Annotated in this window: 13 protein-coding genes; 8 read left to right on the top strand and 5 right to left on the bottom strand. The window is 55.2% G+C overall.

The features are described 5' to 3' along the window. Positions 1 to 28: 28 nt before the first annotated feature. Genes MVC73_RS04185 through MVC73_RS04165 form a run of 5 tightly spaced genes read right to left on the bottom strand, consistent with a single transcriptional unit; the run spans position 29 to position 2,368 of the window. Positions 29 to 466 carry a type II toxin-antitoxin system VapC family toxin gene (locus MVC73_RS04185; RefSeq protein WP_297507286.1) on the bottom strand — a complete coding sequence of 146 codons (438 nt, stop codon included), beginning with the start codon at positions 464 to 466 and terminating at the stop codon, positions 29 to 31. Beyond that, positions 450 to 635 carry an antitoxin family protein gene (locus tag MVC73_RS04180; RefSeq protein WP_297507283.1) on the bottom strand — a complete coding sequence of 62 codons (186 nt, stop codon included), beginning with the start codon at positions 633 to 635 and terminating at the stop codon, positions 450 to 452. Before MVC73_RS04180 ends, MVC73_RS04185 begins: the two co-directional genes overlap by 17 nt. 44 nt (positions 636 to 679) lie before the next feature. Further along, positions 680 to 1,804: a hydrogenase formation protein HypD gene (gene hypD, locus MVC73_RS04175; protein WP_297507280.1), complete on the bottom strand. Its 1,125-nt coding sequence runs from the start codon at positions 1,802 to 1,804 to the stop codon at positions 680 to 682. A gap of 1 nt (position 1,805) precedes the next feature. Next, positions 1,806 to 2,066 (bottom strand): HypC/HybG/HupF family hydrogenase formation chaperone, encoded by a 261-nt coding sequence (locus tag MVC73_RS04170; RefSeq protein ID WP_297507359.1) that lies wholly within the window; start codon positions 2,064 to 2,066, stop codon positions 1,806 to 1,808. Positions 2,067 to 2,110: 44 nt separating this feature from the next. Beyond that, positions 2,111 to 2,368, bottom strand: a complete 258-nt coding sequence (locus tag MVC73_RS04165) for a HypC/HybG/HupF family hydrogenase formation chaperone (protein WP_297507356.1) — start codon at positions 2,366 to 2,368, stop codon at positions 2,111 to 2,113. 69 nt (positions 2,369 to 2,437) lie between these two features. On the opposite strand from MVC73_RS04165, the gene MVC73_RS04160 reads away from it, so the two are divergent. From MVC73_RS04160 to MVC73_RS04125, 8 genes are all read left to right on the top strand, one after another. Then, positions 2,438 to 2,821: a DUF302 domain-containing protein gene (locus tag MVC73_RS04160; RefSeq protein ID WP_297507276.1), complete on the top strand. Its 384-nt coding sequence runs from the start codon at positions 2,438 to 2,440 to the stop codon at positions 2,819 to 2,821. A 123-nt stretch (positions 2,822 to 2,944) separates the two neighbouring features. Beyond that, positions 2,945 to 3,538: a TetR/AcrR family transcriptional regulator gene (locus MVC73_RS04155; protein WP_297507274.1), complete on the top strand. Its 594-nt coding sequence runs from the start codon at positions 2,945 to 2,947 to the stop codon at positions 3,536 to 3,538. Positions 3,539 to 3,648: 110 nt separating this feature from the next. Beyond that, positions 3,649 to 5,715: a molybdopterin-dependent oxidoreductase gene (locus MVC73_RS04150; RefSeq protein ID WP_297507270.1), complete on the top strand. Its 2,067-nt coding sequence runs from the start codon at positions 3,649 to 3,651 to the stop codon at positions 5,713 to 5,715. Between the two features lie 10 nt (positions 5,716 to 5,725). Continuing rightward, positions 5,726 to 6,226 carry a 4Fe-4S dicluster domain-containing protein gene (locus MVC73_RS04145; RefSeq protein WP_297507267.1) on the top strand — a complete coding sequence of 167 codons (501 nt, stop codon included), beginning with the start codon at positions 5,726 to 5,728 and terminating at the stop codon, positions 6,224 to 6,226. Positions 6,227 to 6,279: 53 nt separating this feature from the next. After that, positions 6,280 to 7,716, top strand: a complete 1,437-nt coding sequence (locus tag MVC73_RS04140) for a hydrogenase 4 subunit D (protein WP_297507264.1) — start codon at positions 6,280 to 6,282, stop codon at positions 7,714 to 7,716. A 6-nt stretch (positions 7,717 to 7,722) separates the two neighbouring features. Further along, positions 7,723 to 9,717, top strand: coding sequence for a proton-conducting transporter membrane subunit (locus tag MVC73_RS04135; RefSeq protein WP_297507260.1), 1,995 nt, complete (start codon positions 7,723 to 7,725; stop codon positions 9,715 to 9,717). 4 nt (positions 9,718 to 9,721) lie between these two features. Further along, positions 9,722 to 10,648 (top strand): NADH-quinone oxidoreductase subunit H, encoded by a 927-nt coding sequence (locus tag MVC73_RS04130; protein WP_297507256.1) that lies wholly within the window; start codon positions 9,722 to 9,724, stop codon positions 10,646 to 10,648. Positions 10,649 to 10,651: 3 nt separating this feature from the next. After that, on the top strand, positions 10,652 to 12,313 hold a 1,662-nt coding region (locus MVC73_RS04125), incomplete at its 3' end, for a hydrogenase large subunit (RefSeq protein WP_297507253.1).

Below are 12,313 nucleotides of genomic sequence, written 5' to 3'. Positions count from 1 at the left end.
GATAGGGGAGTTTTGAACCTTTGGTGTTCTACTCAACCGGCAATTCCTCTGGAGTCGTCCCCCTTCTCAGCCCTGCAACCCGCTCAAAATCCGAATCGAAGCTAACTAGAGGAATGCCCTCCTTTAGGCACGTTAACGCTATGAGCGCGTCATTAGGAAGGAGTCCTGATTTGTTCACGAGGTCAAAGAGTTCGGTTGGATTAGGATTGACTTCCAAAATCTGGAAGGGTTCTAAAAGCTCGCGGATTGGAGTTAAATCAACGTTCATCTTGGGCAATTTTCTTTTCAGGTCGTAGGGCCTCATGTTGGTCGTGAGCCTTAAGTAGCCGAAGATGACCTCGGAGAGAACCACCCAGCTGACGACTCCTTCAACTTTTCCTTCAAAGGCCAAATCCAAGAGCGCTCCAGCCTCGCTCTCTCCGCCCAAAAATTTAAGGAAGACGTTACTGTCATAGAACACCCTCATTCTCGATCTCCTCTATGACCTTCTCGACGTCTTCCTTTTTGAAGATGCCAAAGTACCTGCGCGGGGCCTTTTTCTTGATGATTACCGTCACCTCCTCCCCTTCCCTGAGGTTTAGGCTTTTAAGGGGCACTAAGACGCCCTTATGGTAAACCGCCCTTACCTCCTCCATGTTCCCACCGTTCTATCTTGCGCTCTCATCGTATTTATGCCTCACTAAAACAGAACCCCGTACTTGTAGAATATCTGGCAGGTTCCCTCGTAGGACACCATGCACGGCCCAACCGGATGCCTCGGCGTGCAGGTCTTGCCAAAGTGCGGGCAGTCGGTCGGGAGTGCCAGTCCCCTAAGCACTGCTCCACAGAGACAGCCCTTTTCGAGGTCTGGCAGGTTCTTTGGCACCTCAACCTTGTAGATGTTCTTGATGTCGAGTTCCTTCCACTCGTCCCTCAGCTCAAGGCCCGTTCCCGGGAAGATGCCTAAGGCGCGCCACTTGGCATCAACAACCTTGAAGTACTTGTTGATGAGCCTCTGCGCTGTAACGTTCCCCTCGTACTTAACGGCCCTCCTGTACTCGTTTACCACTCGCGCGTCGCCTTCCTTGTACATCCGGATTAGGAGGAGGATGGCCATGAGCACGTCGTTGGGCTCGAAGCCGGCAACAACTTGCGGGATTCCATACTTCTCGCTCAGGAACTCCCAGCCTTTCACGCCAATTATCGTTGAGACGTGGCCGGCATCTATGAGGGCATCTATCCTGCTCTTCTGCTTTATGAGAACCTCTATTCCCTGGGGCGTTAGCCGGTGAACTGAGTATATCTTGAAGTTCTCAAGGCCCTCGTTGACGACGGCGTTTATCATTCCCGCAGTTGGCGCGGTTGTCGTTTCGAAACCCGGGCTGAAGTGGACGACGGTTTTGTCCGGGTTCTCCTTGGCCATTTTGTAGGTGTCGAAGATTGAGTAGACAACGCGGACGTCAAAGCCCTCGCTCTTCAAATCAGCGAAGCTCCCCATCGGAGTCGGAATCTTGTACATGTCTCCAAAGGTGGTCAGGATTATCTCCTCGCCCTCTTCCCTCGCTTTCCTCATTATGAGCTGCATCGCCACTATGTCCTCAACGGGGGTAATGCAGACGGGACAGCCCGGCCCGCTCACGACTTTGACGTTCTCCGGGAGGAGAGAGCGTATTCCGGAGCGGGTTATGGTGTCCTCATGAGTCCCGCAGACGTGCATTATCCTTATTTCGCCGTCCAGCGTTTTTGCCTCTTCTTTGATTTTCTCAACGAGCTTCTGGGCTATTCCCCTGTCCCTGTAGGGCTGAACGACTTCTTCAACGGTCATCTCAATCACCCGGGTAGTAGTAGCCTCCTATCGCGTCCTCCTCGACCTTGAAAACCTCTTCCCACGCGCTCAGGATTTCTCTGGCAGTCTTTTCGTCCACGCGCTCTATAATGAAGCCCGTGTGTATCAGGACGTACTCACCGACCTTGACATCGGGCATCAGGTCTATTCTGGCCTCCCTTTTAACGCCCCCGAAGTCAACCCATGCAGTTCCCTTCTCGGGGTTCACCTCAAGCACCTTCGCAATCGTCGCGAGACACATCTCTCTCACCGTCCAGAAATACCAACGGTTGTTATTTAGCCTTTCTAAAACCTCAGGTTTTCAACCAGCGAAAACTTCATCTCGACCTTTGCTCCCCTGTGATAGGAGCAGTGCTCCAGCGTTTCCCTGGCATCTTCCTCGCTCACCTTCTCAAGTACTATGCCGTAGTAAATCGTTACGTAGTCGCCCGGCTTGACGTCCCTGATGAAGTCGAGCTTAGCCTCCTTAAGCTGGCCTTCAACATCCACTACCGCCATATCTCCCCTGACCTCAACCACTCTACCCGCTAGCATCAGGGCCATGGTTATCAACCAAAGGTTCACGAAAAGGATTTATATTTCTTGCTCTGACTAGTCAGTCAGGTGATTTCCATGGAGGAAGTAATGAGGCAGATGGTGAAGGGGGTTAGGAGCAGGTACGGCTTTGAGGAGACCCTTGAGAGGCTGAAGAAGAAGACCGAAGAAGTCGGCTGGACGGTTATAGGGGAGTACGACTTCAGGGAGAAGGTTGGAATTCAGTTTGCTATCATCGAGGTCTGCAACAGGGACTTTGCAACTAAGGCCATCAGCAAGCCTGAAAACAGGTGGATTTCAGCTATGATGCCTTGCAAGTTCTCGGTTATAGAGATGCCCGACGGGATATACGTCTTCGGCATGAACATGGGGCTCTTCGCGAAGATGGTTCCCGGTGAACTGGGCGAACTCCTCTCAGAGGTCGCGGAGATAGACGAGAAGATAATCTCGGCGGTTCTTTGATCGAACTATTACTTGTCTTTATTTTCAACTTTTTGGTTCCCTTCCCGTCCACAGAAAAGCTTAAATCCTTCTATACCCACAACTGTCCAATGGGTCAATGACTGTGCGGTCAGAGGTGTCAGAATGTCCACGAAGTCCCCGGGGAAAACAAGGGAAAAGCTCGTTTCAGCTGCCATGGAGCTTTTTGCTAGAAAGGGCTTTGATAAAACGACGGTAGATGAGATTGTTGCAAAGGCTGGCGTCGCCAAGGGGACGTTCTACCTCTACTTCAAAAGCAAGGATGACCTGATCAAGGAGCTTGCCTTCGAGGTTATGCCGATAATGGCAATGCCCTCTCTGAATGACCCATACATAACCCTCAGCTACCCGACCCTTGAGAGCTACCTCCTCCAGATTGGGAGGGAGTTTCTCGACTTTTACTCCGAGAACTACAGGGCCGAGATGTTCTTCCACATGCTTTCTGTGAGGAAAAGGATGAAGAGCCTCGACGATATTTACAGCCAGTCCTGTTCCGAGCTTCTTCGGGAGGGGGCGAGGAGGATAACGGCTTACGTTAAAGTGGGCTTTGAGGACGCACTCATAGCGTTCCAGATGTTTCTGGCCTCCCTCATGCACTACCTCCACGCCGGGGAGTGCTTGGGCTTCTCCAGGGAGCACTACCTAAAGAAGGTTATCTTGGCAGTAATAAACCACCTTAAGCTTTCCGCCAGCGTATAATTCTGTTTAACATTCCTCAGTTTGTTTAACTGTATGAACTTCATTGTTCAAAAAAACTATATAAAGTGTTGTTCACCAATTTTAATGACTAGTCAGTCATTACAAGGGTGATGCCCATGGCAGAGAAGTTAGTGCCTGTTGTATGCCCGTGGTGTTCCGTGGGCTGTCGCTTCTACGCGGTCAGCGCCAACGGCTACATCAGGCGGATAGAGTTTGACTACGACCACCCGACGATAGCCAACAGGGGCAAGCTCTGTCCCAAGGGGGTTGCCTCCTACCAGTTCATCAACAGTCCCCAGAGGCTTAAGAAGCCCCTCAGGCGCGTTGGAGAAAAGGGTGAGGGGAAGTTCGAGGAGATAAGCTGGGAAGAGGCCTACAGGATAATCGCCAGCAAGATTAAGGAGATCAAGGAAACTTACGGCCCGGAGGCGATAGCCTTCCTCGGAAGCGAGAAGATAACCCTTGAGGAGAACTACCTCGTCCACAAGCTCTCCAAGGCCATAGGGACCAACCACCTCGACTTCCCCGGAAGGTACTGCCAGTACTCAAACAGTCCCGCCAGAACCGTGGTGTTCGGAAGCGCAGCAGCCACAAACCCCTTCGAGGACATAGCCAAGGCCGAGCTCGTGGTGTTCTGGGGACACAACCCGGCCGAGACGGCCCCGGTTCTCTTCGGGCAGTACATCGAGAAGGCCATCCTCGACAACAACGCCCCGCTCATCGTTATAGACCCGCGCTCAACGAGGGGCCACAAGTACGCCTCGCTCCACCTCAAGCCCTATCCGGGAACCGACCTGGCGATAGCGCTCGCCATGCTCAACGTGGTTATAAGTGAGGAGCTCTATGACAAGGACTTCGTCAGGGGGAGGACCGTTGGCTTTGAAGGGCTTAAGGAGTCGGTTAAGGACTACACGCCGGAGTGGGCCGAGAAGATAAGCGGTGTTCCAGCCGAGGACATAAGGAAGGCCGCTAGACTTATCGCAACAAAGAGGACCGCCTTCCTCGTCAACGAGGGTATGAACCAGCATGTGAACGGTCTGAACACGGCCATTGCCATAGCGAACCTCATAGCGATAACAGGCAACATCGGCAGGGAAGGTGTCTGGAGCGGTGTCTTCCCCGGAGCGCAGTGCGGTTTCTGTGCTGCGATGAGCGGTATAGCCCCGAACAAGCTCCCGACCGGAAAGCTTGTCACTGACGAGGCAGCGAGGGCTGAACTAGAGAGACTCTGGGGCTTCCCGATACCGGACTGGGTCGGCCTCGACCTGACAACGATGGTCAGGGAGATAGGCAACAAGATACGTATGATGTACATCGTCGGTGGGAACATAGCCAAGTCAATGCCCAACAGCGGATGGGTTCGCGAGCAACTCAAGAAGCTCGACTTCCTCGTCGTGCAGGACATATTCCTCACCGAGACGGCCATGTACGCCGATATCGTTCTTCCAGCCGCTGCATGGTTCGAGAAGACGGGAACGGCAATAAGCGCTGAAAGAAGAGTCCAGAGAACCTACAAAGCCGCTGAGGCACCGGGTGAGGCGAAGCCCGACTGGCTCATCATTGTGGAGCTCGCTAAAGAGCTGGGCCTCGGTGAGTACTTCAAGTACAGCCATCCGGACGAGATACTCCGGGAGATCAACAAGGTCATACCCGTCTTCAAGGGGGCAACGCCCGAATACCTTGCCGAGCACCCAGAGGGCTGCTTCTTCCCGTGCAGTGAGCCCGGAGAGGGAACGAAGGTTCTCTTCAAGACCGCCTTCAAGACGTCCGACGGAAAGGCCCACCTCCAGCCCGTCAGCTGGCGCGAGCCACCGGAGATGCCCGACGAGGAGTACCCGTTCTGGCTCACCAACTTCAGGCTCGTCGGCCACTGGCACACCGGGAGCATGTCCTTTGAGAGCCCGAGCCTGAAGAAGCGCTGGCCCGAGGAGTACGTCATGATAAACCCAAAGGACGCCAAGAAACTTGGAATAAAGACTGGCGACCTCGTGAAGGTCTCGACGAGGCGCGGAAGCGTCCTCGTCAGGGCGGAGGTTACCGAGCACATCAGGGAAGGGGTCATAGCGATGCCGTGGCACTGGCAGGCCAACTTCCTGACCTTGGACGAGATACACGAGAAGACCAAGATGGCCGAGCTGAAGGCCGTAGCTGCCAAGGTCGAGAAGGTGGAGGAGTGAGGTGGTTGAGATGGCCCACAAGAAGATTTTCCTTGACTATAAGCGCTGTATAGGGTGTAAAGCCTGTGAAGTGGCCTGTGAAATGACGCACGGTGAAGCGCGCATCAAGGTCTTCGAGTTCCCCGACCTCTTTACGGTTCCCTTCAACTGCAGGCACTGTGAAAAGGCTCCCTGCCTGAACGTCTGTCCAACTGGAGCGCTCTTCAGGGATGAAGACGGAGCGGTTGCCTTCGACCCGCTCAAGTGTATCGGCTGTCTCATGTGTGCCGTTGCCTGTCCCTTTGGCGTTCCCAAGCTGGACGAGGAGAACAAGATCATGGACAAGTGCGACCTCTGTGCCGACAGAAGGGCGGAAGGCCTTCTTCCTGCATGTGTCTCAGCCTGTCCAACTGAGGCCCTGAAGTTTGGGGAGATAAACGACGTCCTCTGGGACAGGGAGGGCAAGATAGTAGCGAACCTCAAGAGCTCGGCAGAGAAGGGTGAGGGCGAGAGGGCCCTCATCGTCCTTTGACTCTTATTTTTTGCGAAGGAAACCAAGGGTTAAAAACCAACGGGTGATGAAAGGTGAACGGAGAAATCTTCCTTGCATCGTCCTTGCTCCCGTTCCTGCTGCTGCTCATCTTCAAACTTGAGGGCAGAGCCGCCGATGCAGTGGCCTCGACGATAATCGGCATCGCCCTCCTCATAAACGCCTACGGAACCTACGACTTCTTCCAGGGAGGGGCAGGGAAGGTCTATCACTACGCCTACACCAGCGGGGGCAACCTCGGTGAGGTCTTCGGCCTGAGCATCGATATCGCCTCCGTCATCATGGGCTTCACGTCCATTCTCGTCAGCTTCCTGATAGTCCTCTACACCGCGGACTACATGAGCTCAACCAACAGGTCGTTTCCACTTGAGAGCGGCAAGGGTAGGTTCTACGCCCTCTTCGGCCTGCTGACTGGTTCCTCAATGGTCTTCATATACTCAACGAACCTCATCCAGTTCCTGGTTGCCCTCGAACTGATGGCGATAGCCCTGCTCTACCTCGTTGACTTCTACGGAAACGCCAAAGGGCCAGCCATCAAGGGCTTCCTCGTGCTGAACTTGGCGGTATTCCTGATTCTCGGAGCCAGTGCAGTTCTGGGGAACTCTCAGGAGCTGGCAAAGATGGGCTCAGTAGCACAGTCAACCAAGGACACAGCGTTTGCCCTGCTTATCTTCGCGGCGCTGGCTATGAGCTCCCAGCTGTTCTTCTACTCCTGGCTTCCAGATGCAACGGCCGGCCCGGTTCCGGCTTCAGCGTATATACACTCTGCCTCAATAGTCCCGCTCGGGAGTTTCATGCTCTTCAGGGTCATACAGTACATGAACCCGGGCAAGGACGACTTCTGGCTCCTAGGACTACTCACGGTGGCGCTGATAATTCTGATGATGATCTACTACCCGCTCCAGACCGACGGTAAGAAGCTCATTGCCTACTCTACCATAGCTCAAGCGGGCGTTGCGTACATAATCCTGGCTTACGCGCTCCTCGGCCACGTTGAGGGCCTTCAGATTGCAGTTTACCAAGTGGTAAACCACGCCTTCGTCAAGGCGCTGGCGTATCTGAGCGTTGGGGCCTTCGCCTATTCCCTCGGAACAACGGACTTCAGCAGGATAAAGGGCATAAGGAAGAGTCTCCCGTGGGCGAGCATTGGCTGGTTCCTGAGCTTCCTCGGCCTCGCTGGAGTTCTACCACTAGGACTGTTCTTCAGCAAGGCCTTCACCATAATGAGCACCAGACACGCCCAGGGCGTAGCCTCATGGCTCTTCCCGGGGACGGTTCTCTTTGATGCTGCCATATTCTTAGTTGTGGTACTCCTGTGGTTCAATAGGATGTTCTTCGGCGAGCCAGAGCCAGCAGCGGAAGGCCACTCGACCAAGCTGATGTGCGCGGTGATGATAACGCTGATTCTCATCGGCATAGTAGCGCCCTGGGTCACCCTGAACGTTGTCATGAAGATCGGGTTTATGAGGTGATGCGAGATGTTCATGGAATACGCCCTCGGAGCGTTCATCATCGGTGGCCTGCTCGGCTTCATTAAGGACTACAAGGCCTCTGTAAAAGCTTCGAGCTTCATGGCACTCATAGGTTCCCTCGCGCTTCTCGGGGAGGTCTACAACGTCTACACGAACGGTCCCGAGAGGCTGAATCTCTACAGAATACCCCTCCACATCACCGCTACATCCAACGTCTTTCTCCTGATAATCGGCATCGTTGGAACGGCAGCCTCGCTCTACGCGATAAGCTACATGGACATCTTCGAGAAAACCGGCAAGGGCTGGGTGTACGCAATAGCCTACAACACCTTCCTCGCGAGCATGGCGCTAGTGGTTACGGTAAACAGCATGGAGTACTTCGTGATGAGCTGGGAGCTTATGACGCTCAGCTCGTTCATACTGGTGTTCTTCAGCGAGAAAGCCAGGGACGTTGGGGCGAGCATCAAGTACTACATCACTATGCACTTCCTCGACACGATACCTCTCTTCTTGGCACTCGGTACGGCCTACTCACTCGTCGGGAGCTTTGAAAAGCTCAGCTTCGACAACATCGCCACAGCCCTCGCGAGCGCTCCAGCTCATACCAAGATTGTCTTCGGCGGACTTCTCCTGATAGCGTTCATGGCAAAAGCGGGAATAGTGCCCTTCCAGTTCTGGGTTGCTGAAACCTACCGCGCTGCACCGACCAGCGTCTCGGCTATTATGGCCGGTGCAATGGAGAAGGTTACACTCTACGGCCTGATCGCACTCGTCTGGGGTCTCGTTGGAACTACTTACATCTTCGGAATAGCCATAGCCCTCCTCGGTGCGACAACGCTGACCGTTGGAACGCTCTACGCCCTCAAGGAGACCAACGCGAAGAGGCTTTTGGCTTACCACAGCATCGGTCAGATGGGCTACATCTGGCTCGGCATAGGCATAGGCATGGCCCTCATACCGAAGGGAGGTGCCCTCGCTGCTGTAGGCGCGCTCGGAGCCTTCGCCGGGCTTTTCCACGCACTCAACCACGCGATATTCAAGGGCTCCCTCTTCCTCTCGGCTGGAGCGGTTGAGTACAGGACTGGAACAGTGGAGCTTGAGGAGCTCGGCGGTCTCGGAAGGCAGATGAGGTGGACTGCCCTGGCGGCTCTCTTCGGCTCGCTGGCAATAGCGGGAGTTCCACCCTTCAACGGCTTCATAAGCAAGTGGCTGATCTACGTTGCCGGCTACCAGTCAGAGGACTTCCTGCTGGCCTTTGGAGCCCTATTGGCGGTCTTCATCAGCGCGGCAACGCTCGCTTCATTCGTCAAGTTCTACGGAACCCAGTTCGGCGGCGAGATGAAGAGATACAGGGAAGTCAGAGAAGTGCCCGGAACGATGCTCCTGGGCCAGTGGATTTTAGCAGGTCTGACACTCTTGATAGGCGTCTTCCCGGGAACGGTAACCGGAATCCTCAACATCTTCAACGCTCCAATAAAGGACGGCGTTTACAGGATAGGCTTTGGCTCGGTGCTCTTCAGCCCGGTGCTCTTCATAGTCCTCGTGGCAGTCATAGCGGTTGGCCTTTACCTGAGCTTTAGGCCCGAATACGGCAAGGAGGTAACGCCCTGGGACTGCGGAACAACAGCTTTGAACGAGGACGAGTACAGGGTGAGCTCGGAGGGCTACTACATCAAGTACGAGGAGAAGATCGGCTCCTTCTACCGCTTCAGCGACTGGTTCTACATGATCGGCGAGGGAATAATCCACTACATAGTCAGGGGATACATGTGGATCGCCAGCTACTTCGTCAAGATAGTCGACACCCCATACACTAAGATTGAGACCCTCGACGACCTCAGGAGGGGCCGGGTTCTCAACGCCGACGAAGAAGCACTCAAACCGCTCATCAGGTTCCTCAGGATAGCCTGCGACGTGCTCCCAGGGATAAGGCTCGGAACCTTCGTGGTGATAGCCCTGATCGTCGTTGGGGCCGTCATAGGAATACTCATGGCGCTGTGAGGTGATGAAAATGGCGCTCGACATCGTTAAACTCGGTTTCAGCCTCGCCGGCATCTTGATAATGCTGCTCCTGCCCCCTTACCTGGACGGTATAGCGAGACGTGTGAAGGCCCGCCTCCAGTACAGGCGCGGACCACCGCTCATGCAGACATGGTACGACCTCCAGAAGCTCTTCGCGCTCCCGTCCGTCAGGTCGACCAAGAGCACCCTCTTCACGTGGGCACCCTACATAGCCCTCGCCTCGGCAATATCAGCTGCACTCCTGCTCCCCTACGGCAACGTGGTCCCAGTGGACTTCGGCTTCAACTTAGTGGTCTTCTTCTACGTCATCCTGATGGTCAGCGTCGCCCTGATGTTCGCAGGACTGAGCGTCCAGAACGCCTTCAGTCACCTCGGTTCAGCGAGGGAGATGCAGATAGTTCTCACTGTCGAGCCACTAATAGCCATACTCTACGGCGTCCTCGCCTACAACGCGGGCTCGCTTAACATAGCCGACATAATAGCGAAGCTCCACGCGACGCCCTCGGTTATACTGACCTACATCCTGCTCGCCTACGCTCTCTACGTCGAGAGCGGTTTCGTGCCCTTCGACATAGCCGAGGCCGAGCAGGAGGTAATCGGCGGCCCTCTCACCGAGTACAGCGGAAGGCTCCTCGGTGTCTTCTACTACGCCATACACATCAAGCGCTTCACCCTGCTGTGGTTCTTCGTCAGCCTGCTGACGCTCCCGTGGCTCGGCCCGATAGGCACGCCGGAGAGGGCAGCGCTCGCTTTAGCTTTACAGTTCATCCTGACGGTGTCGTTCTACCCGGTCATAGCGGCGCTCGAAGCGACGAACGCAAGGCTCAGAATAGACCATGTCGTCAAGATGAACACGAGGGCGTTCTTTGCCGGGATTATAATACTCGCGATGGCGTTCATGGGGTGGTGAAAGATGGTGGGAACTAAGGATTTGGAGGCTCACTTCGAGTTTGAATGCAAGGCCTGTGAGGACGGCCGCTGTGCAAAGGCCGACGTGGAAAAAGTACTGGCCGAAAGAAAGGGCCTCAAGGACTTTTACGAGGCCTTCAAGGAGCACATAAGGGAATGCAAGAGGATGACCTACGGGCAGTACATGTTCGTGATAGACAGGGGGGTTCTCCCGGAGGCGGTACTCTGGTGGCACAACCACCCTGAGTTCAAGGAGACCCACATGTCAACGGCAGTTGGAACGGACGAGAGACCCCTCAACGGCCACTTCGCTTACATGCCCTTCCTGAACGTCCAGGTTGAGCCCTTCAAGATGGACGAGAACTACTGGGTCTTCCTCAAGGTCTACACTCCAGCCGACGACCCGAGCTTTCCGAGCGTCGCGGCAAAGCTTCCGGCTGCACTCTGGATAGAGAGAGAGGTCAAGGACTTACTCGGCTTCAAGCCCGTTGGCCATCCCGACCCGAGGAGGCTTATATTGCCGGAAGACTGGCCCAACGGGGTTTACCCGCTCAGGAAGGACATGGACTACAGGCACTCACCGATAACGGAGCCGAAGCCCGAGTACAGGGAAACCCCAGAGGGGACAACGCTGGTCCCAATGGGGCCCGCCCACATGGGTATTGAGGAGCCGGCCCACTTCAGGCTCTTCGTCAAGGGTGAGGAGATCGTTGATGTCGACTACCGCGGCTTCTACTCCCACCGCGGCATTGAAAAGACCGGCGAAGGAAGGCTTACCTACAACCAGGTGCTCTTCCTTGCCGAGAGGATATGCGGTATCTGCGGCTACCAGCACTCGGTCAGCTACGCGATGGCCGTTGAGAGGCTTGCGGATGTAGAAATACCCGACAGGGCCAGGTACATCAGAACCCTGCTCCTTGAGCTTGAGAGGATTCACAACCACCTTCTCTGGGTCGGCATAGCGGCGCATCTGGTTGGCTACGACACAGGCTTCATGCACGCCTGGCGCATCCGCGAGCCGGTGATGTGGCTCGTTGAGCGCTTAACCGGCAACAGGAAGCAGTACGGTATGAACATCGTCGGCGGTGTCAGGAGAGACCTCCTCGACTACAGAAAGGAGGAAGTCCTAAAGGTTGTTAAGGAGATCCGCGAGGGAACGAAGAAGTTCCTCGATATAGCCCTGAACACCAACACCTTCATCAAGCGCGCTGAGGGGGTGGGAATACTGCCCTACAAGGTGGCAAAGGCCTACTCAGTCCTCGGGCCGACGGCTCGCGCGAGCGGAAGGAAGATTGACGTGAGGAAGGATCAGGCCGTTAAGACCGCCATGGCCTACCACGAGGTGGACTTCAAGGTTCCCGTCTACAAGGAGGGCGACGTTTTGGCGAGGGTCCTCGTCAGGATGGACGAGCTCTTCGAGAGCCTCTGGATAGTGGAGCAGCTGATAGACCAGATGCCCGATGGGGACATCTTCACCCCAATAGGCAACCTGCCCGAGTACCAGGAGGCCTTAGGCTTCACCGAGGCCCACCGCGGTGAAGTGGTTCACTACGTAATGACCGGCGAGAAGAACAAGGTCTACCGCTGGAAGGTCCGCGCTCCAACTTACAACAACCTGCCTGCTGTTCCGGAGATGCTCAAGGGCTATCATGTGGCAGATGCGCCG

The sequence above is a fragment of the Thermococcus sp. genome, assembly GCF_027052235.1.
In the GTDB taxonomy this organism is placed as follows: Archaea; Methanobacteriota_B; Thermococci; order Thermococcales; family Thermococcaceae; genus Thermococcus.
Note: the sequence above shows the minus strand (reverse complement) of the source record. Positions and strands in the feature narration are given on the sequence as shown.